Below are 20,433 nucleotides of genomic sequence, written 5' to 3' on the forward strand. Positions count from 1 at the left end.
ATCTCCCAAGGCCGTGGTGGGCATGGTCGTGGGGCTCAGCTGCAAGCTTGCAGCCAAGGAGATTGTGATGTCTAACAACGGCGCAACGTTGATCGACCATACCGATTTTGAAAAATTTCCCAATGAACCCTATAACGGCTGGGTTACCAAAAATGTCGGCTGGAAGTTGGAGCGCAAAACGGATGCCGGCGACACCTTTCTGAAGTTCAAAGAAGATTCCGAAGGCCCCATGTTGGCCCAATTACTGGAAAAGCCTTTCAGAGGCCTGATAATCGGGCGCAAGTATCGACTGGAAGTCAGGACCAAGGCACTGGTGGTCCCGAATGCTCACCCCACCCGGTTGGAATTTCGCCGCAAAGGCGGGGCGGATTGGTTTCTGAGGGGCGCCTCTGTAACCAATCCACTGTGGCACATCGTCGAGGGCACATTTACCGCTGACGCTGCCGAGGAGACTTTGAACATTGATGTGAGTAATGGATGGGACCCTGAGCTCCCTTATTCAAAAAAATTCTATTACCCTGCATTTTATTCAATTGAATTGTATTTAGAGCCCGCCTAAGGTCAGCGTCAGCCGCCGCTCGAAGCCAATTCGGCCACGATAGGCTTCGCCGGTGTCTTGCCAACCCAGAGCGGTGTACAAGCCCAAGGCGGCCGGGTTGTGGGCATCCACGGAGAGCTGCACGTAGCGAACGTCTGGCCACAGTTGCCGGACCACCCCCGGCAGCCCCTCCAAGCAAGCCCGGCCAATACCCTGACGCTGCACCCGCTGGTCCACCTGCAACGCATGCAAGGTACAGGCGCGCGGGTCGGCCCAGCCCGGCAGGTAGATCCCCCGTTTCAGCAAAAAGAACCCCCGTGGCACCCCGTCGGCCAGCAACACCAGCCCGCGCATCTCGTCCGGCTTGGCGGAGCTGAGGGTGTACAACGCACTGTAGATATCCCCGGAAAACGCCAGCTGCTCAGCGCTCACCTCTAAAGCCAGCAACTGCTCGTGCTCAAAGGCAGACAACTCGCTGTAGTCGCGTAAAACCGTGTGCATACCGACTGTAACTCCACTCATGCAAAGGCCTAAGCTGCCAGTTTTGCGGTCAGGCGGCAACTGGTGGGTGGCCGAGGGTCAAGAGCTCGGGGGCAAGGCCCCCTCCTACGGGATGTGTACGACGTCGCGTAGGAGGGGGCTTGCCCCCGATCTTCTACCCCACCCACCGGCCCAGCGCCTTATCAACCTGGCCCAACACCCCACACGCGTCTTCCAACAACAACTGCGCCGCCTCGGCCACCGGCCGTAAATCACAGGTGTCCGCACCTTCCAGGCTGGCCAATAGATTTCGCGCCAGGCGCAGGCGTTGTTCGGTGCATTGGAGAAGATCGGGGAGGGGGGCGTGGGTGTCGATATGCAGGACATTGAGCTTGCCGAATTCGGCATCAAGCGGGCAAAACCGGCCATCAGGCATGATGAAACTCCTGTAAGAGTCTTGGCCGCCACCTGTCGCTTCCACACAACGGGTGGCAGCTGTGCACAGGTGTGGAAGACCGGGTACAGGAACCGGCGCACCCGAAGGTGCCCTGCACACAGCCGCCATAGAACAGACACACCAACGCTGAGAAATGCGTTGGCGTGCTGATTGACGGTCATGCGCCTGTACCGGGCTTCCACACCCGATCGCTGATGAGCAGCGACGCCGGGACTATAAGCCCACAGCCAGTCCCAAGCAACCAGAGCCTAAGCCAAGTGCTTGATCCCCCATCAGATTTTTATCTGTAGTCAAAGGTTGTAACTTCTCGCCAGACCGGTACAATGGCCCCGCTCGCTGCCAAGCGAGTGGCGTTATGGTGACCCCACCGGTCCCCCCGCATCGATTACCCGTCAACCTGGTCAGATCCGGAAGGAAGCAGCCACAGCGGGAACATTGAGTGCCGGGGTGTGGCTGGTGGGGTTGCCTCCATCAAGCAAGCTGTTGAATTCCAAAGGCTTTCTCAGTAAAAAATCTCGAAGTGTGACAGCTTTTGAGTACACTTAAGTGGTGCACCGTAAGCGGCATGCTATCTCGTGCTAATTCTATATCCAATTCTTCAATGTCCTGTCCGCTTCTGACCGATATTTCAATTTGACGGTGAGCGCGCTGCTGCTTGATCCCGCACCCTAGTCCATGCGTCGTCTACAGGTCGCTTGATGGCAAAATGATTCGTATCCCGGTATTGTTAGGTCTAGACCTGACTGTCATCGAGGGAATGATGAGATTTTCTGAGCATTTCAAGCTTGGGCTGACGCAGCCCTATTTAGATTTTGTCGATATTCGTTTGGATACTGACGTTCCTGTATTCTTGGAGCCAACTGCAATCAAGTCTTTAAGTAGTCCATGGGGTAATGAATTATCATCCCTCCTCCAGACTTTCTTTGAAGAAGTTTTAACATTAATCCGCTCCGGAAATAATGATAAAGCACAAAAGCTACTTTCATCACTGAATGAACGAAATGAGTTCCATTTGGGCTACTCGGCAAATGAGTCTCGAGGGCATGGGTTTGGAAGTGGATCGGCCAAGAGCGTCTGGGGTGCCCTCAGTCAAAGTGAGGCTGTAAAAACCGGCTTGCTGAGAGACCTTGAGGACACCGCATTGCTCATTCCGGGCATAGGGACAGACATGATATCTGATGCAGTGTGCAATATTTTGCGTGGACCGCTTATAAGATATACGCAGGATATGTGTTCCTTTTACAGTGTCCCTTTAACTCCTGGTGTTGATTCTGGTCCTATATGGAATGCGGAGGCGGGGAAGTGGGAAACGGCTCTCGTTCCTTTGCCAATCACACCTTATGGAAAAGTGATTTTGGTTCCTAAGCTTCTAGTTCGTCAGCGCCTTAGCTACCGATTTGATGAATACTACCGAACCTATTTGCTACCTCAGATGCAGCAGGAACACTTAAGTGCAAGGTCAAGTCTTGTAGAGGTTTTGAGTAATGGTAGGGAGCGAGTTACGAAAAAGGCTCTTATGGAAAAATATGGACGTGATAAGTTGGCTGCTGTAAGAGAGACCCAGCTGCGTCCTAGGGTTCTGGATGAATATAGGGAGTTCAAAGAAAGTAACGTTTCCCCACCGTTGTCTCATGAGCAGCTTTCCGAGGTTGAGGGGGTTGAACCTCCTAATCTGGATTTGTTGGTGCTTGAAATGAAAGCCTTGGCTCCGGGGAGAAATGATGCGGACGCTTACGAAAAAGTAATCGAAAAAATCTTCTCTGTTATTTTCTATCCTTCTCTTTGTAATCCTAAGAAACAAGCTGTTTTGCACCAAGGTCGGAAACGGGTTGATATCACGTATAGCAATGAGGCAAAGAGTGGATTTTTTGCATGGCTGTCTCTTCATTACTGTGCTCCTTTGATATTTGTTGAGTGTAAGAACTACGGAAAGGAAGTCGGAAATCCTGAAGTTGATCAACTTTCCTCTAGGTTTGGGCCAAGTAGAGGGGAAGTCGGTATTCTGGTATGTCGGTCTCTCGATGATAGGTCGCTATTGCTGGAAAGATGCAAAGATACTGCTAAGGATAGGCGGGGTTATATACTTGTGTTAGAAGATAATGATATCGAAATTCTGGTGGGGATTTATAATAATGAGCGTGATAATATTTTTGAAGGCTTTAGGCGGCAGTGGAGTGATTTGATAAATTGATGCCCACGCTGTCTCCGATGGTGGACGGTAAAGTGGGTGATGCGGCTTCGGATTGCTAAAACGCTATATTTTCTAGTGTTCGGGGAGTTTGATGCCTGAAATACGAGGTGTGGCATGGCAAAGATTTCAGGAAATAGATACCTATATCGTATTATGAGGTTTGACCACGCTGTGCAGGTGCTAAAGGGCGAGCTTTTTTTTTCGCACCCGTCTCAGTGGGAAGACCCGTATGAAACGCATGTGAAACATAGCTATGATCATGCGATTTTTGCTCAGTGCTGGACTACAGCCAGTATGTCTGATGCAATGTGGAGGATATACTCACCTAATTTTCTTGGCGTTCGTCTTCGTACTAAGGTGGGGACGCTAACTCAAGCTATGCAAGCCTACACTGCGAACAATAAAGGTTTCAAAAGGAGGTTGGAAAAGGTTAGATACCTAGCGCAAGTGGATTATAAGAAAGAAACTGCCCAGGTCGAGGCTCTCATGGATGACAGTGAATTTAGCAGTCCTTCTCTAGGTGCTGATTTACTGTGCATCAAAAGATCGGCTTTTGAGCACGAAAGTGAAGTGAGGGCAATTCTATTCGATTCGAATGCCGACAGAGACGGTAGTGGTGTGTTGAAAGGGATAGTTGTCAATTTCGAAGGTGTTGATCTGATTGAATCAATATTGTTTGATCCTAGAGCTCCGGATGAACTTTGTAATGCCATGCGTCACTATATTCAAGATGTCTTAGGGTTTAAGGGTACGATTAGGAAGTCGAAGCTTTATACTGTTAAGTCTCGTTGAAAGAACTAAGGGTGTTGCTGAATGGCAAACCTGCGGAATGGTACGGTTTGTATGTGTAAATATGCATAACCGGTTCTAACGATATTAATTCATAAGTTATATTGAAGTTGGGTGCCGCATGATGGAGCAGGGAATGGTAAAGTTTGGGCACGATTTCACTAAATTTATCGATCCAAATTATTACGCTGACATCATTGCTAATAATGACGACGTTGGCAGTATTCTCCGCCTTCAACTCATTTCAGAAAGATTCCTAGAGGTGTATCTGTCAGAAAGAATACCTGATGAGAGCAAAAAATTTTTCCCAAAGGATAGGCGTGGTACGTGCCTAAAATACTTTAACGAAAAACTTATGGTTGCAATCGCATACGGACTACCTGCTCAGCTCGGTGAATCGCTGAAGTATCTGAATAAAGTCAGAAATGATTTCGGACATGATTTCGAAAAGAAGCTCAGTCAGTCAGAGCTTGATAACTATATCGTTCTAGCCGACAACTTTAAGCATAAAGCCGCCGTGCCGTACCTAGGAGAAGGACCCATTAAAGAAACGGTGATCCAATCTGATGGAAAGCGACTGACCATTGCTGATGGGTTGGCAGTTGGCTTTGTAATAGCTACATTTTGCTTAATGACCAAAGCGGGGCTATGGTTGGTAAGCGATCTCCAAGCGCGAGGAGAACTGAAGCTCGGCTAATGCTTGGAGTCACCCATCTTCTTCTTGGATTGTGAGCGCCGGTACTCTCAACGCCGTGACCATCATACAGCTTGACGGGTAGGGCAAAAGTAAGCTAAACAACAACGCGACAATTATGAAAATAAGTTGAGAAGCTTCGAGGTTCTGATGCAGAAACCATTAAAATAATGCTCTGGAGTCCCTGGTCTATGCCCTTCAGAAACTGCGGTTAGGATAGCTCTACACCTTCAAGTGCATGTTATCTTGCTGTGACCCACTGACAACGGAATATCTTATGTCTACTGTCTTCGATAAAATCATTCGCTATAAAGCTCGTAAGCTGGCTCGGGCTCACATTAAACGGGCTGTGGATGGCTTGAGGTACGGCGGGCATTTCAATTTCGAAGAATGCCAACGGGAAGTCGATAACAACTATTGGCAGCGGAAAAGTGTCAATCTCGTTTTCGACATGGCGTATGATGGCCCATGGTATCTGCTCGGGGCTAATGATGCCGTGAAGGGGCGGAGAAGGTTCGATGTTCCGGCGTATCTGAAGGGCTGGAGGAGCCAAATTGCGGACTTTAGTTTTGATGGGTGGGTAAATCCCAGAATCATTCAGCAATACGGCTGGATCGATCAAACGATTGGACAACAGTACATAAACACCAAGTACCAGCTTGACCAGTTGGATTGGGAATCTGCTCCCTACGACAAGAAAAACCGTGCTGGATAGAAACCTTGCCCCGCCGCCAGAAAAGTAGTGCGCTTGAGTTGGTGGTTGGTCCGTTGACTGGAAAAATAATTTTGGTGATTTTGCCTAACCCGCTAAGGTGCGAGGGGGCCTAATGAGCGCCGCCGCTTTCTGAAAATAACCTTCGGTGCTCAGGTGTCACAGTACCCGATTTGGACTGCAGAGACAGCACAGGTATCCAATCACGGCGCATTCGATTCTTTCTTGATCCTATACACCTTGGCTACACCACAGTCTGCCAGCTTGGCAATCTTGTTAGCAGACATGGTTGGATTCTTCTGCATTAGAGTTTGTACCTTCGCCCAGTTGGCAGCGTTCCGTCCTTTACCTGTTGGCTTCCAGCTAGGATCAGCTCTCTTCTTGTTCTCCAATCCCTGCCTGATAGGCTCCACGCGCTTCTCTCGATCCAGTAGTGCCATTGTTGCCATCAGATCGATCAGCATGTTGTTGATCACATCCATGATCTGCGTAGCGATTCCATTCGCTTCAACTAGCATGTGGCTGGTAGGTAAATCAGCAACTACCAGACTCAACCCTTTGGCCTTGCACCAATTGGGAAATGCAGAGAGTTTACGGAGCCCTTGTTCACCGTTACCGCAGAGATCCTCTTGTACTTGCCAGCCGACTCGACAACCTTTCGCAAACTCTTACCTTCGAACTCAGGGCGTAGGCCGAAGTGTTGAGGGCATCGGCTCAAACACTCTTTCAGCAGTCGTGCTTGCTGTGCGTCGAAGGCTTCAACAGGCATGTCGCCCATCAGTTCGAGCAAATCTCGTAATGAGCGTTCGACTTCGTGCGTGCTGACCTCACGCCACGCACCGCCACATTTCCCTTCATCTATATACCGCGACGACATGGTAGACAGAGCCGGACCATCAGCGATTGATTTCGCAGGCTTCGTTATGGGGTGGTGTGGGAGATTTATTAAGGGTATGGTTGGGCACCTATCTCGCCATTCAGTACAGCGCCTACGCAGCATTAGGATGTCTGTCAGAGGGTGCTCATACAGGTAGTTGTGTACTGGCTGGGCCAGCGAACTGGCGAGGAATAATGCAGTCTGACTGCTCTCGCAAGTTCAGGCACATACGCAAGGTGCGACGGTTTGGAAATAGATGTTTTGGCAATCGAAGGTTTAGGCAGTAGACCGGTTGGCGGCGGGCAATAGGCTATGGGTGGGGCACCAACGTGGATCAATGCTTGCCGCGCCTTGCGTTTTAAATGCTCGTGCAGTGCGTTCGCCCGGTAGACATCTTGCAACCTCAAAAGCCTGAAAGCCTTGTTACACAAGGTCCGCAACGATCAGCGGGCATGCTTGCATGGTCAGATCCGGAAGGAAGCAGCCACAGCGGGAACATTGAGTGCCGGGGTGTGGCTGGTGGGGTTGCCTCCATTCTGCTAAACCCCTTCCAATCCAAACTAATCCTGACTCTTTCACCCAGCGGTGATGCAAAGAGTGGTCAGCCCTGTTCCCGTTCTTGTCCTACCCGACTGCCACGATAGCAGGCCCCTGCGCGCGAGGCGTTCATGTTACGCCCGGCGATATGGCAAAAGGCTTACACGCCTTTCAGTGAATCAGCACTGTACGATTTTCTTACACTAGCGCAATCTAGCCACATCAACCGCAGCGCAGGAAGTGCCGCGGAGGTCAAGGATGATCACCATAGCCGGGATGGCTACCGACAGGATGTTGGAATGGTATTGATGAAAAAAATGACCCGCCTCGGCGGGTTTTTTTTGGTCGATACTTTTGTACTTAGCCTCAGCGCATTGCAGTGCTCGATTAGGCCGGCAGCGGCCCACAGTCACGATAGGCATCGATCAGAGTGTCAAACAGCGAGATGTCCGCGCGGCTTCTGGCAATCAGTTGAGCACCCGCTACGGCCGAAAATATCGCGCGCGCGCGGGTGTCGCTAGTGCTGGGCTCGCAGACCTTCGCCGCTACCAGCAGCTTGCTCAACCAGGCCACATTGACCTCTGTGAACGTTTGTATTTCCCGCGCCATCTCGGCGGGTAAATTATCGGTTTCGGCCCCCACGAAGCTGCCTAGGCACAGCCGGTTGTCCGCTTCCAGCGAGCGGCGAAAGATCTCCGGAAAACGCCCCAGCGCTTGCAAAGGGTCCGGGGTTTGCTCCGATATCGTCGCAAGCGCCGCTGCACCGTCTTCCCAGTAGCGCCTGGCGACGGCCACGCCGAGGTCAGCCTTGCTGGGAAAGTGGTAATAAATGCTCGCGGGTTTAATGCCCACTTGCTGAGCCAGGTCGCGAAAGTTCAGGCCGTTGTAACCCTGGGACTGGGCAATATTACGGGCGGCCATGAGGATGGCCTCCCGGGCATTGATGCTCATCGTTTTACCTTAATTGCTTTAGACGCCGTGTGCAGGATTATGCAGTGGGGCCGTCCAGTTCGGGTAGGCCGCTGCTGCGATCAGCGTAAGCCGCCTGAAAGCTTGGGCGTTTTTTCCAACGCTGCCAGTAGGTATCCAGGTGCTCGAAGCGCTCGTCCAGCGGGGTGGCGTTGACCGGGAATTTCGAGAAGGCAATGGCGGTGGCCAGGGTAATGTCAGCAAACGTGGGGTTGGCGCCGCCCAGCAGCCACTCACGGCCATCGGCCAAATGGCGATTGACCAGCGCGGCGTGGGTCAGTGCTTCTTTGCGGCAGTGCTCGCCCCAGGCCTCGTTTTTGGTCAATTCAAGCTTGAAGCCGAGGCCGGTGTGTAACACATGAAAAGCCGTAACGATGCGGTACAGGATGTGCACCCAAACACGGTTATCCCACATGTTGTCGAGGCCTTGCTCCAAAGCATCTTCACCCATGATTTTGCGACCCGGATAGGACTGATCCAGATAGCGCACGATCGCCGGGGTCTCCGATATAAAGCTGCCATCCGCAAGTTTTAGGGTCGGTGTTTCACCCCAAGGGTTCATATTCAAATGACGCCACCCGCGCTGCTCACCTCCAGGCGCCATGTCGTAGATCACTTCATCGAACTGCTCGGCAATGCCTTTTTCATGCAGGAACAGGCGTAGCCGCTGCGGGTTGGGAAATGCCGAAGGGGAGGTGAAGAGCTGCAGTTTGGAAGTCATGGCCATCTCCAGATGTTGGAATATCTAGCTAACGGTTGTTAGGTAGACAAACCATAGAGGCTCGATTGACTGCGGTCAATAGCCTACCTAACGGTTGTTAGGTGGTTCCGCTCAACGGTCATTTAGCCGGGAGCATCGCCTCGCTCCTCAATGCCCTTGCAAAAAAGCCCCGGCCTGGTCCAGCAACGCCAGCGGATCCGCCGCCTTGTGAATGTCCACCGACAGCAACTGGCGAAACTTACGCGCCCCGGGAAAGCCCAGGCCAAGCCCCAGCATGTGTCGAGTCACATGGTGCATATTGCCGCCACTGGCAATGTGCGCGGCGATATAGGGGCGCATTTGCAGCAACACGCCTTGGCGCGACGGCACCGGCTCTGTGCTGCCAAACAACAGCGGGTCGACTTGAGCCAGGAGATAGGGGTTGTGATAAGCCTCGCGGCCTAGCATTACCCCGTCGAACGTTTGCAGGTGCGTCTTGCAGTCTTCGAGGGTCTTGATACCGCCGTTGAGCACGATTTCCAGGTCGGGAAAGTCATCCTTCAAGCGCGCCACCACGTCGTAGCGCAGCGGCGGCACGTCGCGGTTTTCTTTCGGCGAGAGGCCTTCGAGAATGGCGATCCGCGCATGCACGGTAAAACTGCGGCACCCTGCGTCCCGCACCTGGCCGACGAAATCACACAACTGCTCGTAGCTGTCCCGGCCATTGATGCCAATGCGGTGCTTGACCGTGATCGGAATCGCCACGGCATCCACCATCGCCTTCACACAGTCGGCAACCAAGCCCGGATGGCCCATCAGGCAGGCGCCGATCATATTGTTCTGCACCCGATCACTGGGGCAGCCCACGTTCAGGTTCACCTCGTCATACCCCGCCTGCTCGGCCAGCTTGGCACAAGCGGCCAAGTCCCCTGGCGTGCTGCCGCCCAGTTGCAGCGCGATCGGGTGCTCGGTTTCGTCGTAGCCGAGAAAGCGCTGACGGTCGCCATGCAGCAGGGCGCCGGTGGTGATCATCTCGGTGTAGAGCAGGGTGTGGCGCGAGAGCAGGCGCAGGAAGTACCGGCAGTGGCGATCGGTCCAGTCCATCATGGGGGCAACGCTAAAGCGGCGGGACAGGGCTTGCGGTGGCGCTATGTCTGAGGGCATTGGGATCTGGGACGGAGATTGCGAAGGTTTAGCAGTTTATCAGAAATGGGTTAGAGGGGCTGGGGTAGATCGTGCGAGGCTAGATCAATATTAAATAAATCTGTCCCCTTTCCTCATGTAATGGCTGTACTAGGCCGGATTAACAAACGGTGGGAAGGGGCACATGCGCTCAGCAAGCGTGCCCGCAAACCCGGATTGGGGTATGCGCCGAGAAATGATAAGTCAGAGCTATACCACCAAGCTTGGTCAACTATGGACTGTGATCTGTCGATAGTCGGATTTATGTCCGCAATAGCTTTGCTGAGCAATCTGTCAGTATTTCAAATGTGGGTGAAGATGAATTAGTGGATGCCAAGTATATCTCTTCTATATGCAGTGAATGCCTCCCCAAGGAAAACTAATAGTGATTCTGTGGATTTGATTAGATTTTCACGTTTGACGGTAGTTCTTTTAAAGTTTTGGTGGGTGAGGGAGTGCCTTAGTTCTGCAAGAGACTCCATTGCAGTACTTTTAAATGCTAGTGTTTTTTTGTCCCGTTCCTCTCGGCTACAGTCAGGCGGGAGGTTGAAGGCTTCTCCAGAAAGTATCTCTGCGAAGCGTGTCCCAGAATACTTTAGCGCGGCACGAGCGCCAGTATTGTGGTTCATGTTCCAACTGAGTTGCGTTCGACAGTTTTCTAATAGCTCCAGTGGTGCTCCAGGGTAAGCGATTTGGTTTTTTAAATTAAAGATGTTTGCGATTGGGAAGAAAAACTCTAATAGTCTGTATAGCTCTAGGTACAGGTTTTCGTGTCGTTTAGATGTTATCAGTGAAAGTAATTGGAAGAAAAGCCAGTTGTGATCGGTTTCGGGAATAAGGAGTGCAAGTGCTATTAGCTCATCTTTGAAGATAAAGCTAGGGGATTCTGGGGGCTCGGCAGCTAGTACGACTCTGATGTATGTGGCTAGTAAATATTCTCTGGTGTTGTCTTCCGCGAGTCGAAATGCAGTTATCTTCGGGAAAAATTTCTGCAAGTCATCCTCAAATGTATCACCGTTTAATAGTCGGCTTGGGATGGGTCTTTTAAGTTTGAAGTCGCTGATGACTAAAAAGGCTGAGCTCTGTAAGAAATGTAGTTCTGTTTCAATAAGACCAAAGGCTGTCGGATCATATGTCTCAAAAAGTTGGTCGCTACTGGATATGCAGAAATAATTTTCATCATTAAGCTTGAAGTTTGACAAGAAAATTCCATCCAGTCTTTCAGCATCGCCCCAGTAGCAATTTTGAAAAAGCCGTACACCATTGTTACACAGCTCTCGAAAATCTGCGGATTCTCGATCACAAGGCACAGGCCAGAAAGCATCTATAATGCCTTCGTCAGAGTTTTTTTTGAGCCACTCCAAAAGAGGGCCCTTGATAAAAGTTATTGGGTTTCTCGTCATGCTGTCCGCCAGCATGGGTACATGCTGCCATTTTCAATTATACGATCAACATGTTTGAACAAAAATGAGAATGCGCGCAGGTAAAAATTTCGTTCAACTTCACCTATTCGGCTCGTTTTACCCCTGCCTGCATGAACTTCATTTAGAGTTTCGAAGTCTATAAAGTTTGCAAGATCTTGGGGTTCAAGGCTACTCATGAATTTGATAAGGGTATCCGCGTTACCCTTGACCTTTTCCATCCGCTCTCTAGCCTCGGAAACATCATAATCGAAGCCTGCGATACCTAAAACAGCTTCAGCTACGGCAACAATAAATCCAATTGATGCAGGGGCGGATGTAAAGATGTCTCGGCCAACTTTAATTCTATACTCTTCACTTGCTTCGATTACACCGCGTGAGACTCTGTCGAACTGTGCATCCATATCGACAAGCAAAGTTAATGCACTCAAGAAAAGAGGGAAATATTCTTCGTTAGACGCAGCATCAGTAATGTCAATCTTGGCGAACTCGTCAGCCATTTTGTCTTTTATGTCAACATCTATAGATCTTGATGTGAATGCGAGAAAGAGCTCAACCACTCTGGAACTTTTGTATGTTCCAGCTTGAGACCGTCTTGATGTATCCCCATTTGCAATAACGCGGATGTCAGCGATTTGCTCGCCGACTTTTTTGAGCAGTGGCTTGTAAAGCACGTCTAGTTGTCGTTTTAAATCCCAAGGTACTTGACCGGTGTTGAGCACAAGCATGCGATAAATTAAGCTGTCGACTTTATGAGATAGCCATATTTCAACTCGAACCAAGGCATCGTCTACTTTGGCTTCTTTTAAGGCTGTAGTTCTCTGCATGCCATCAATAATGCTGACGTCAAGGCTTTTGTCTTTAATAGTCGATATGAGGGTGTCAGAGTCATCAAGAACACTTAAAAAGTCATAGTCTTCAGGTGAGCAAACTACCCCGATAACAACTGGAGGAATAACCGCGCCTTGGCTAATGTCACGAACCAATCGATTCCTAATTTTGAGTCCAGACTTCGATTTTATCGCGGGTCGCTGACCGTCTAATCCACCGTCTTTATCGTAAGAGGCTTCAACCAAGTCCAAATATGAGCGGGAATTTACGGTAACCATAATGGACCAGCATTCGCTTCTGCCGTCCTTTAATTTGACTGCTGGTGTAGACATCTTGCCATCCTGTCTAGGTGTCGGTCGATTGAGTTAGAGCACAATCCTACGCTAGGTCAAAAGCAACAATCTAGCCGGCATCGGGTGAAAATGCGTCGTTGTCGATGGATGTAGCTCCCGGTTTAAGCTTTTTCTGTGTCTTGCTATCGGATTTCTGTTGAGAGTCGCCTCAAAAATGCTGTGAAGCGCTATGGGGCAGGCGAGACAGAATATGCTTAAAGTTTGCTAGAAGGACAGCGATCAAGTGTTTCGCGAGTAATGATTCTGGGAGGCAAGCAGAGTTCTATGTCCAATCCATCATGGGCGCAACGCTAAAGCGTCTGGAGGGCTCAGGCCCCGTGTTTACTGGGCTGTAGCGGAGTTTGTGTACCATTTTTCTCGACGTTTTTTAGTGCGTTTTAGGGCGTTTTCAGGCCGTTTTTAAGGCTCGGTGGTACGATGTACCACTTAAAAACTGATATGTACCACTTTCGATTAGGCGACCGTCGGGGAAAGAAAACTGGCTGATGGATCTGTGAGCTATAGGTCTCAGATCCGAATCAAGCGCAACGGGGTGCGAGTTTACCAAGAGAGCCAAATCTTCGCCCGAAAACAAGCCGCTCCGGCCTGACCGCGTAAGCGCGAGTCGCTGCTGGATGAGGCTGGCGCGGCCCAGCGGGCCAACACCACGGTTCACATCGTGCGGGTGATGATCATTCACCACCTCTTTGAGTGCGCCAAGGTTAAGCCGATGGGGCGCCGGAGCATACTTAATCGAGCACGTAAGCCTCAGCGTATTTGCTGGTCACGGTTGATCGCTCAGCGCTGGCCTGTGCCACGTAAATACCAGAAGCCGCAGAAATCTGGGGGCTTCTAGTATTTTGAGGGTTGATATTGCATGTGCTACGTCTGGGCATCAGCGCGGTAACGTTGTTCGGCCTTAGACTTTCTGAGCCAGTAGGCCGGGAGTCCAATCGCGGCGACGATATAAACCGTGAAATTCCAGAAATTCATCGCCAGTTGAAGAATGTCTCTGCGCCTCAGCGGCGCGTCACTCCGTCCAAACTGGATGACGTCCCAGCAACTGATTAGCACCACGGTGACGCACACAATGATGACGGTGAACCTAAACGTGTACGTACTCATCGCCCGTACATGAGCCAGCGCCTCGGCTCTCTTTTCAGGATTAGTATTTACCCACGCCAACAGCACGCCGAACCCGCTAACCACCGCAAAAATAGCCGCAACGGCAGTGAAAATAAAATTGGCTGTATTCATTACGTCAATCCTCCCTGAGAACTCAGCAGTATCGCATCCCAGGAGTTGCAAATGACAAGTGAACAACAGGCCCTGTTTGACATGCCCATCTGCCTTGCAGTCGTCTTCTCAGGAGGGGAACAGCCCCGAGCCGTTAAACCTCGCGCAAGCCCTGCGCCGTACTCAGATCAGTAACCAACACATCCACAAACCCGCCCTTGAGCGCGCCGCGAATCGCTTGAATCTTGCGCTGGCCGCCGGCCAGGGCCAGCACTCGCGGTACGTCGTGCAGCTTGGGCAGGGACATTGACACCACGAACTCTTCATCTTCATCGAGCACCGGTTGGCCGTTGGCGTCGAAGTAGCGCAGGCAGATATCGCCCACCGCGCCGCGTTCGGCGAGTACGCGCAGCATGTCTTCGGTGTAGTAGTTGCCGCTGTTGCGCAGCAACTGCGAAGGCTCCAGTTCGCCGATGCCGACGATGGCCAGGGTGACGCTGTCGAAGCGTTCGATGACTTCGCGCACTTCGTCCATTTGCATGATGCGTTCGCGGCTTTGCACCGATTGTTCGATGCTTTGCGACGGTAGCAGGTAGGCAGGGCAGTTGAGCAGGGTGGCCAGGCGCTGGGTCAGCAGGGTGGCTTCGAAGGCTCCCTTGTTGCCTACGCCGCCGAGCAGTTGCACCACTTCCCGGGCGGCCTGGCGGCTGGGTGGGCTGTGCAGGTGGCCGACCATGGCGCGAATGGTCGAGCTCCAGGATGAAATGCCGATGCTGTCGTCGGCATTCAAAGTGGTTTCCAAATAGTGAGCGGCGGCTGAGCCGATGGCCTGTTTGATGCTTTCTTCGTCGTCGGGCACGGTCGCTTCGACCACGATGACCCGGCGCACGCCGTAGCGCTGTTGCAGTTCGCGCTCCAGCTCCAGTTGCAGGCCTTGCGGGCGCATCACCGTGATCTTGACCACGCCCTCTTGCAGGGCGCGCTGCAGGGCACGGCTGATGAAGGATTGCGAGAGGTCGAGCTGGGCCGAGATCTGCGACTGTTTCAAGCCTTCCTCATAGTAGAGGCTGGCGATCTTGGTAATCAGACGTAGTTCTTCGATCTGGCTCATGACTCTCTCGATGACGGGCTTTACAGTACCAACAGTGCACTGCCGCCGGCATCATAACAAATACGCGGTGGCGGGCAGCGGCCACGGCTTAGGACATGATCAACCCGCCGTCGATATTGATCGCTTGGCCGGTCAGGTAAGCGGCGTCGTCGCTGGCGAGAAACGCCACCAACCCGGCCACGTCTTCGGGTTTGCCGGCGCGGCGCATGGGGATATTGCCGACCCATTCGGCCATCAACTCGCCCTTGGCGTACTGCTTGTCCTCGGTGCTGAGGATTTGCCCCCACACGCGGTCGTTGTAGTCCCACATCTCGCTTTCGATGATGCCGGGGCAGAAGGCGTTGACGGTGATGCCATGGCGCGCCAGTTCCAGGGCCAGGCTTTGGGTGATGCCGATCACGCCCATTTTGCTCGCCGCGTAATGGGGCGTGTAAATGAAGCCCTGGCGGCCCTGGCCGGACGAGGTGTTGATCAGTCGCCCGCTGCCTTGCTTGACCATGTACTTGGCCGCTTCCCGGCAGCACAGCCAGACGGCGGTGGTGTTGACCTGTAGCACTTTGTCGAAGTCGGCGCGCGGCATGCTGTCGAAGTGATCGATGGTGATGATCCCGGCGTTCTGCACCGATACGTCGATGCTGCCGAAACGTTCGAAGGCGGCGGCGTACAGCTCTATCACTTGCGCTTCGTCGGTGACGTCGACCGCCCGGGTCAGGGTCTGTACGCCGTGGCGGTTGGCGATTTGCTCGGCGGTGGCGGCCAGCCGCGCTGCGTCGTTGGACACCAGCACCAGGTTGGCCCCTTCCTGGGCGAAGCGTTCAGCGATGCCGGCGCCGATGCCGCGGCAGGCGCCGGTGATGACGAGGGTCTTGCCGGTGAATCGTTGTGACATGTCGCGCACTCCTGAGTGGGCTTACCAGCAGACGAAGCCACCGTCGACGATCAGGTCGACGCCGGTGCAGAACGATGCCGCCTGGCTGGCGAGAAAAATCGCCGGGCCGACCATTTCCTCAACGGTGGCCATGCGCCCCATCGGCGTGGTTTGCTCGAAGATTTTTACCTGTTCGGCCACTTCCGGGCGGCTGTTCATGGGCGTGGCGGTGTAGCCGGGGCTGATGCAGTTGACCCGCAGGCCCTTGTCGGCCCATTCCATGGCCAGGCTCTTGCTGAGGTGGATCACCCCGGCCTTGGACGTGTTGTAGTGGGCCTGCAGCAGGCCGCGGTTGACGATGCTGCCGGACATCGAGGCAATGTTGACAATGGCGCCCTTGCCGCGCGGCAGCATGACCGCCGCTTGCGCCTGGCAGCTGAGGAAAATGCCCGTGAGGTTGACGTCGAGCATGGTTTGCCAACGTTGCAGTTCCAGCGCTTCGGCCGCCTGGGCGTTGGCGATGCCCGCGCAGTTGACCGCCACGCTCAAGTCGCCAAGCTGCTGTTCGCAACTGGCCACGGCGGCGTCCAGGCTGGCTTTGTCGGTGACCGTGCCGCTCAGGGCCACGGCGCGCCGGCCCAGGGCCTGGATACGCTCTACGGTCTGGGCCACCCCGGCGCTGTTCGGCAGGTCGAAGCACGCCACGTCGGCGCCAGCCTGGGCCAGGCCCACGGCGATGGCCTGGCCGATGCCGCTGCCGGCACCGGTGACGAACGCCGTTTGCCCATCGAGACGAAAAATTTGCATACAGGCTCCGTTATTGTTGGATGTTGTTTAGCGGGTGCCGTGGGGCTTTAGCCCCTTAGGCGGTGGCCAGCTCCATGACCGTGACAGGTGTGGCTTCGCCGCGTTGCAAAATGCCCATTTGCCGGCCGCGGCTCATCACCATGACCCGATGGGACAAGCCCAGCACTTCGTCGAGGTCGGAACTGACCACGATCACGGCCATGCCGGTGGCGGCGAGCTCGGCGATCACTTCATAGATGGCGGCGCGGGCACCGACATCGATGCCACGGGTCGGCTCATCGAGAATGAACACCTTGGGGTTGCGCGCCAGCCATTTGGCAATGATGACCTTCTGCTGGTTACCACCGGAGAGGTTCGACACCGCCTGCTCGGGCTGGCCCTTGACGCCCAGGCGCGCGACAGCCTTGAGCGCGAAGTCGCGCAGGCTGGCCGGCATCACCCAGCCCTTGCCTTCGATCAGGTCGGTGTTGCCGTAGGCCAGGTTGTCTTCGATGCGGTGGCTGACGATCACGCCTTGTTGCTTGCGGTCTTCAGGCACCAGCACCACGCCGGCCTGGATCGCCTGATTGGGGTTGCTGAAGTGGCGATCCTCGCCCTCAAGCTGCAGGTGGCCCTGGATATTGTCCGCTGCCCCGGCAATCGCCCGCACCAACTCGGTACGCCCGGCGCCGACCACACCGGCAATGCCGAACACTTCACCGGCGCGCACGCTGAAGTCGATGTCGTGCAGGGCAAACTCGCGGCAGGTGAGGTTTTTCACCTGCAGCACCACCCGTGCGGACGGTTCACTCAATGTTGGGAAAATCCGCTCCAGGCTGCGCCCCACCATTTCCTCCACCAACTGGCGCACCGGAAGTTGCGCCGTGGCATGCACGGCGATCTGCCGGCCGTCGCGCAGCACCAGCACGCGGTCGGCGATACGGGCGATTTCTTCCAGGCGGTGGCTGATGTAGATAAAGGACACGCCCTCGGCTCTGAGTCGCTCGACCTGCTTGAACAACAGTTCGGTTTCTTCCCCGCCCAGAGCAGCGGTAGGTTCGTCGAGAATCAGCAGCCGCGCCTTGAGGGTCAATGCCTTGGCGATTTCCACCAGTTGCTGGGCCGCTACACTCAGGCCGGCCACCTTGCGCGACGCCGACACATCCAGGCCCAGGCGTTGCAGTTGCTTGTCGGCTTGGGCCTCGATGTACTCGCGGTCGACCCGGCCGTTGCGCATGGGCAACCGGCCGACAAACATGTTCTCGGCAATCGACAGCTCGGGCAACAGGCGAATTTCCTGGTGGATCAGGCCGATCCCGGCGTCCAGTGCCGCACCCGGCGTGGCCGGGGCATAGGGCTGGCCCAGCCAGGTCATGCTACCGCCTGCGTCCGGCTGCACCACGCCAGCAATGATCGAGGACAGCGTCGACTTGCCGGCGCCGTTCTCCCCCAGCAGGGCAAGCACTTCGCCGGGCTGGATGTCGGCATTGATGCCGCCCAGTACCTGTACACCCGCATAGTTTTTGCCGATGTTGCGCAGGCACAGGGCGGCCTCGCTGGCCGCCGGTGGTTCAGGAACGTTGGCTGTTAGCGCGTGCATGGTCACCGTCCGGCTCAAGGGTGCTGTTGGATGAAGGGCGCGACGTTGTCCTTGGTGGTCAGCACGGCAGGCAGCAGTTGTTCCTTGGGCACGGTCTTGCCAGCCTTGAAGTCGATGGCCGACGCCACGGCCAAGCGGCCCATGGCCTGAGTCTGCTGGGTCATGGTGGCCTGCAGCACGCCGCTGGACACCGCCTTGAGTGCGGCCGTGTCACCGTCGAAGCCGACGATGGTCACCGGGTGGTCGAGGTTACCCACTTTGACCGCCTGGGCGGCGCCAAGAGCCATGGCATCGGCGCGCCCGAAAAACACCGTGATGTTGGGGTCACGCTGGAGCATGTCCTGGGCCACCGCAAAGCCTTTGTCCTGGGCCCACTCGGCCGGCTGCTGAGCAACTACTTTGAGGTCGGGGAAGGCTTTGAGGCCTTCGTTAAAGCCTTTGGCGCGGTCGTTCTCCGGCGTGGTGCCGATCTGCCCTTGCAAGATCGCCACGCGGCCCTTGCCCTGGGTGACTTTGCCCACGTACTCGGCCAGGGCCTTGGCACCGGCCACGCTGTCGCTGGCGATAAAGGTGTCGCCCGGTGCGTCGGGGGCGTTGCGGTCGACGGCGATCACCGGGATACCCGCGGCCTTGGCCGCCTTGACGGGTACGCCAGCGGCGGTGGCGCCGGCCGGAATATAGATGAGCACGTCGATCTGGCGGGTGATCAAGTCTTCGATCTGGCTGACTTGGGTGGAGGAGTTGCCCTGGGCATCGACGGTAATGACCTTGACCCCCTTGGCCTTGCCCTCGGCTTCCACCGACTGCTTGATCTGGTTGAAGAAGTCGGCCTGCAGGTTGGCGACCGCCAGGCCGATGGTCAGGTCCTTGGCCTGGGCCCCACCGGTGATGGCGAGCGTGGCAGCGGATAGGGCGCACGCGAGCAGCAATTTACGGGTCTTGAACATGGCAATGACTCCTGGTTTTTATTGTGATGCTACGGGTATGAAGCGACGCTTAGGTGCGGCCATTACGGCGGCGTAGGGTGTCGAGGGTGACGGCCAAGGCGATGACCACACCGATCACCACTTGCTGAATGAACGGCGAGACGCCCAGCAGGTTGAGGCCATTGCGCAGCACGCCGATGATCAATACGCCGACCAGGGTACCGCCGATGCTGCCTACGCCGCCGCTCAGGCTGGCGCCGCCAATGACCACGGCAGCGATGGCGTCCAGCTCCATGGTCAGGCCAGCGCTGGGTTGTGAGGAGTCCAGACGCGCGGCCATGGTCACCGCAGCGATCCCCGCCAGGGCACCGCTGAGCGCGTACACCCAAAGGGTGATCTTGCGCACCTTGATGCCCGACAGCCGCGCCACTTCGGCACTGCCGCCGATGGCGTAGAGGTTACGCCCGCCGGCACGGTAGCGCAGGTACACCCAGGTACCGGCGGCGAGCAGCAGAAACAGGCCGACGGTGGCGGACATAAAGCCGAAATGGCGGACCGTTGCCAGTGAGGTGAACCACTCCGGAAAGCCAACGATCTGCTGGCCTTCGGTGAGAATATTGGCCAGCCCGCGCGCCACCGACATCATGGTCAGGGTGGCGATGAAGGCGGGCAGGCGGGCGTAGGAAATCAACAGGCCGGACACCAGCCCCGCCAGCATGCCGGTGCCAATGGCCAGGGGGATGGCCAGGCCCAGTGGCAAGCCGACGTCCTGATAGAGCCAGCCGAGCATCATCATGGAAAACGCCAGCACCGAGCCGACCGACAGGTCGATGCCGCCGATCACGATGACCGCCGTCATGCCCAAGGCAAGAATGCCCAGCACGGTGACTTGGTCGAGGATATTCAGGCCGTTGCGCACCGAGAAGAAGTAGTCGGAGCTGAAGGAAAAGACCAGTACCAGCAAAGCCAAGCCAATCAGCGGGCCGCCGATGTTGTTGGGCAGCAGTTTGACCAGGCGTGAGCCTTTGGCGCGTTTGCCGGCCGATGCGGGGTTGTCGGACTGAGGGACCGAAACGTTGCCATCCACAGGGTGTTCTCCTGATTATTTTTTTTGGAGTACGTGTGCTGGGTGCCTGCCGCGCCATTCAGAGGAGTGGTTTTGCCACTCATGAATAAATATGCGCAACTGAATTTAG

General features: G+C 54.8%; 19 protein-coding genes, 1 other RNA gene and 2 pseudogenes. 7 read left to right on the plus strand and 15 right to left on the minus strand.

All coding sequences use genetic code 11. The features are described 5' to 3' along the window. Positions 1-67: 67 nt before the first annotated feature. Complete coding sequence (locus QCL65_RS09605; protein WP_407315980.1) at positions 68-559, plus strand: hypothetical protein; 492 nt, start codon at positions 68-70, stop codon at positions 557-559. Here the strand turns inward: QCL65_RS09605 and QCL65_RS09610 are convergent. After that, positions 545-1,039, minus strand: coding sequence for a GNAT family N-acetyltransferase (locus QCL65_RS09610; RefSeq protein ID WP_407315981.1), 495 nt, complete (start codon positions 1,037-1,039; stop codon positions 545-547). The genes QCL65_RS09605 and QCL65_RS09610 overlap by 15 nt on opposite strands. A gap of 154 nt (positions 1,040-1,193) precedes the next feature. Then, on the minus strand, positions 1,194-1,454 hold the full coding sequence (locus QCL65_RS09615; RefSeq protein ID WP_407315982.1) for a hypothetical protein: 261 nt from the start codon (positions 1,452-1,454) through the stop codon (positions 1,194-1,196). A gap of 386 nt (positions 1,455-1,840) precedes the next feature. On the opposite strand from QCL65_RS09615, the gene ffs reads away from it, so the two are divergent. The 5 genes from ffs (at position 1,841) to QCL65_RS09640 (ending at position 5,864) form a co-directional block, all read left to right on the plus strand. After that, an RNA gene (gene ffs / locus QCL65_RS09620) (signal recognition particle sRNA small type) lies at positions 1,841-1,937 on the plus strand. A gap of 244 nt (positions 1,938-2,181) precedes the next feature. Beyond that, positions 2,182-3,666, plus strand: coding sequence for a hypothetical protein (locus QCL65_RS09625; RefSeq protein ID WP_407315983.1), 1,485 nt, complete (start codon positions 2,182-2,184; stop codon positions 3,664-3,666). Positions 3,667-3,780: 114 nt separating this feature from the next. Next, entirely contained in the window at positions 3,781-4,458 is a 678-nt protein-coding gene (locus QCL65_RS09630; protein WP_407315984.1) for a DUF2971 domain-containing protein, read from the plus strand. A gap of 118 nt (positions 4,459-4,576) precedes the next feature. After that, on the plus strand, positions 4,577-5,152 hold the full coding sequence (locus QCL65_RS09635) for a hypothetical protein (RefSeq protein ID WP_407315985.1): 576 nt from the start codon (positions 4,577-4,579) through the stop codon (positions 5,150-5,152). A gap of 274 nt (positions 5,153-5,426) precedes the next feature. Then, on the plus strand, positions 5,427-5,864 hold the full coding sequence (locus QCL65_RS09640) for a hypothetical protein (RefSeq protein ID WP_407315986.1): 438 nt from the start codon (positions 5,427-5,429) through the stop codon (positions 5,862-5,864). Between the two features lie 200 nt (positions 5,865-6,064). Here QCL65_RS09640 and QCL65_RS09645 read toward each other — a convergent pair. From QCL65_RS09645 to dusA, 4 genes and pseudogenes are all read right to left on the minus strand, one after another. Next, positions 6,065-6,427: pseudogene (locus QCL65_RS09645) on the minus strand (resolvase); the annotation flags it as partial. A 1,235-nt stretch (positions 6,428-7,662) separates the two neighbouring features. Then, positions 7,663-8,226 carry a TetR/AcrR family transcriptional regulator gene (locus QCL65_RS09650; RefSeq protein ID WP_407315988.1) on the minus strand — a complete coding sequence of 188 codons (564 nt, stop codon included), beginning with the start codon at positions 8,224-8,226 and terminating at the stop codon, positions 7,663-7,665. Between the two features lie 37 nt (positions 8,227-8,263). Beyond that, positions 8,264-8,965: a glutathione S-transferase family protein gene (locus tag QCL65_RS09655; protein ID WP_407315989.1), complete on the minus strand. Its 702-nt coding sequence runs from the start codon at positions 8,963-8,965 to the stop codon at positions 8,264-8,266. A gap of 147 nt (positions 8,966-9,112) precedes the next feature. After that, complete coding sequence (gene dusA / locus QCL65_RS09660; RefSeq protein WP_407315990.1) at positions 9,113-10,108, minus strand: tRNA dihydrouridine(20/20a) synthase DusA; 996 nt, start codon at positions 10,106-10,108, stop codon at positions 9,113-9,115. 126 nt (positions 10,109-10,234) lie between these two features. Here dusA and QCL65_RS09665 point away from each other — a divergent pair. Then, positions 10,235-10,382, plus strand: a pseudogene (locus QCL65_RS09665) (DUF4113 domain-containing protein); the annotation flags it as partial. A gap of 67 nt (positions 10,383-10,449) precedes the next feature. Here the strand turns inward: QCL65_RS09665 and QCL65_RS09670 are convergent. From QCL65_RS09670 to QCL65_RS09710, 9 genes are all read right to left on the minus strand, one after another. Then, the gene (locus QCL65_RS09670) at positions 10,450-11,544 is read right to left on the minus strand and encodes a hypothetical protein (RefSeq protein WP_407315991.1); all 1,095 of its coding nucleotides are present in this window, start codon (positions 11,542-11,544) and stop codon (positions 10,450-10,452) included. Further along, positions 11,526-12,710, minus strand: a complete 1,185-nt coding sequence (locus tag QCL65_RS09675; RefSeq protein ID WP_407315992.1) for a hypothetical protein — start codon at positions 12,708-12,710, stop codon at positions 11,526-11,528. The genes QCL65_RS09670 and QCL65_RS09675 overlap by 19 nt, the downstream gene beginning before the upstream one ends. A gap of 882 nt (positions 12,711-13,592) precedes the next feature. Further along, positions 13,593-13,967, minus strand: coding sequence for a hypothetical protein (locus QCL65_RS09680; protein WP_407315993.1), 375 nt, complete (start codon positions 13,965-13,967; stop codon positions 13,593-13,595). 133 nt (positions 13,968-14,100) lie between these two features. Beyond that, complete coding sequence (locus tag QCL65_RS09685) at positions 14,101-15,057, minus strand: sugar-binding transcriptional regulator (RefSeq protein ID WP_407315994.1); 957 nt, start codon at positions 15,055-15,057, stop codon at positions 14,101-14,103. A gap of 88 nt (positions 15,058-15,145) precedes the next feature. Further along, positions 15,146-15,946: an SDR family oxidoreductase gene (locus QCL65_RS09690; protein ID WP_407315995.1), complete on the minus strand. Its 801-nt coding sequence runs from the start codon at positions 15,944-15,946 to the stop codon at positions 15,146-15,148. A gap of 21 nt (positions 15,947-15,967) precedes the next feature. Next, positions 15,968-16,732: an SDR family oxidoreductase gene (locus QCL65_RS09695; RefSeq protein WP_407315996.1), complete on the minus strand. Its 765-nt coding sequence runs from the start codon at positions 16,730-16,732 to the stop codon at positions 15,968-15,970. A 55-nt stretch (positions 16,733-16,787) separates the two neighbouring features. Continuing rightward, positions 16,788-18,311, minus strand: a complete 1,524-nt coding sequence (locus QCL65_RS09700; protein ID WP_407315997.1) for a sugar ABC transporter ATP-binding protein — start codon at positions 18,309-18,311, stop codon at positions 16,788-16,790. Between the two features lie 14 nt (positions 18,312-18,325). Next, positions 18,326-19,258 carry a sugar ABC transporter substrate-binding protein gene (locus QCL65_RS09705; RefSeq protein WP_407315998.1) on the minus strand — a complete coding sequence of 311 codons (933 nt, stop codon included), beginning with the start codon at positions 19,256-19,258 and terminating at the stop codon, positions 18,326-18,328. A 49-nt stretch (positions 19,259-19,307) separates the two neighbouring features. Further along, positions 19,308-20,252 (minus strand): ABC transporter permease, encoded by a 945-nt coding sequence (locus QCL65_RS09710; RefSeq protein WP_407316765.1) that lies wholly within the window; start codon positions 20,250-20,252, stop codon positions 19,308-19,310. Between the last annotated feature and the right edge of the window lie 181 nt (positions 20,253-20,433).

It is taken from the genome of Pseudomonas sp. nanlin1, from assembly GCF_045571515.1.
Taxonomy (GTDB): Bacteria; Pseudomonadota; Gammaproteobacteria; order Pseudomonadales; family Pseudomonadaceae; genus Aquipseudomonas.

What these genes read in the sequence shown, in the direction of transcription:
- QCL65_RS09605 (WP_407315980.1), top strand. Translation starts at nt 68, where the DNA reads ATGTCTAACAACGGCGCAACGTTGATCGACCATACCGATTTTGAAAAA.
- QCL65_RS09610 (WP_407315981.1), bottom strand. Translation starts at nt 1,039, where the DNA reads ATGCACACGGTTTTACGCGACTACAGCGAGTTGTCTGCCTTTGAGCAC.
- QCL65_RS09615 (WP_407315982.1), bottom strand. Translation starts at nt 1,454, where the DNA reads ATGCCTGATGGCCGGTTTTGCCCGCTTGATGCCGAATTCGGCAAGCTC.
- QCL65_RS09625 (WP_407315983.1), top strand. Translation starts at nt 2,182, where the DNA reads ATGATTCGTATCCCGGTATTGTTAGGTCTAGACCTGACTGTCATCGAG.
- QCL65_RS09630 (WP_407315984.1), top strand. Translation starts at nt 3,781, where the DNA reads ATGGCAAAGATTTCAGGAAATAGATACCTATATCGTATTATGAGGTTT.
- QCL65_RS09635 (WP_407315985.1), top strand. Translation starts at nt 4,577, where the DNA reads ATGATGGAGCAGGGAATGGTAAAGTTTGGGCACGATTTCACTAAATTT.
- QCL65_RS09640 (WP_407315986.1), top strand. Translation starts at nt 5,427, where the DNA reads ATGTCTACTGTCTTCGATAAAATCATTCGCTATAAAGCTCGTAAGCTG.
- QCL65_RS09650 (WP_407315988.1), bottom strand. Translation starts at nt 8,226, where the DNA reads ATGAGCATCAATGCCCGGGAGGCCATCCTCATGGCCGCCCGTAATATT.
- QCL65_RS09655 (WP_407315989.1), bottom strand. Translation starts at nt 8,965, where the DNA reads ATGACTTCCAAACTGCAGCTCTTCACCTCCCCTTCGGCATTTCCCAAC.
- dusA (WP_407315990.1), bottom strand. Translation starts at nt 10,108, where the DNA reads ATGCCCTCAGACATAGCGCCACCGCAAGCCCTGTCCCGCCGCTTTAGC.
- QCL65_RS09670 (WP_407315991.1), bottom strand. Translation starts at nt 11,544, where the DNA reads ATGCTGGCGGACAGCATGACGAGAAACCCAATAACTTTTATCAAGGGC.
- QCL65_RS09675 (WP_407315992.1), bottom strand. Translation starts at nt 12,710, where the DNA reads ATGTCTACACCAGCAGTCAAATTAAAGGACGGCAGAAGCGAATGCTGG.
- QCL65_RS09680 (WP_407315993.1), bottom strand. Translation starts at nt 13,967, where the DNA reads ATGAATACAGCCAATTTTATTTTCACTGCCGTTGCGGCTATTTTTGCG.
- QCL65_RS09685 (WP_407315994.1), bottom strand. Translation starts at nt 15,057, where the DNA reads ATGAGCCAGATCGAAGAACTACGTCTGATTACCAAGATCGCCAGCCTC.
- QCL65_RS09690 (WP_407315995.1), bottom strand. Translation starts at nt 15,946, where the DNA reads ATGTCACAACGATTCACCGGCAAGACCCTCGTCATCACCGGCGCCTGC.
- QCL65_RS09695 (WP_407315996.1), bottom strand. Translation starts at nt 16,732, where the DNA reads ATGCAAATTTTTCGTCTCGATGGGCAAACGGCGTTCGTCACCGGTGCC.
- QCL65_RS09700 (WP_407315997.1), bottom strand. Translation starts at nt 18,311, where the DNA reads ATGCACGCGCTAACAGCCAACGTTCCTGAACCACCGGCGGCCAGCGAG.
- QCL65_RS09705 (WP_407315998.1), bottom strand. Translation starts at nt 19,258, where the DNA reads ATGTTCAAGACCCGTAAATTGCTGCTCGCGTGCGCCCTATCCGCTGCC.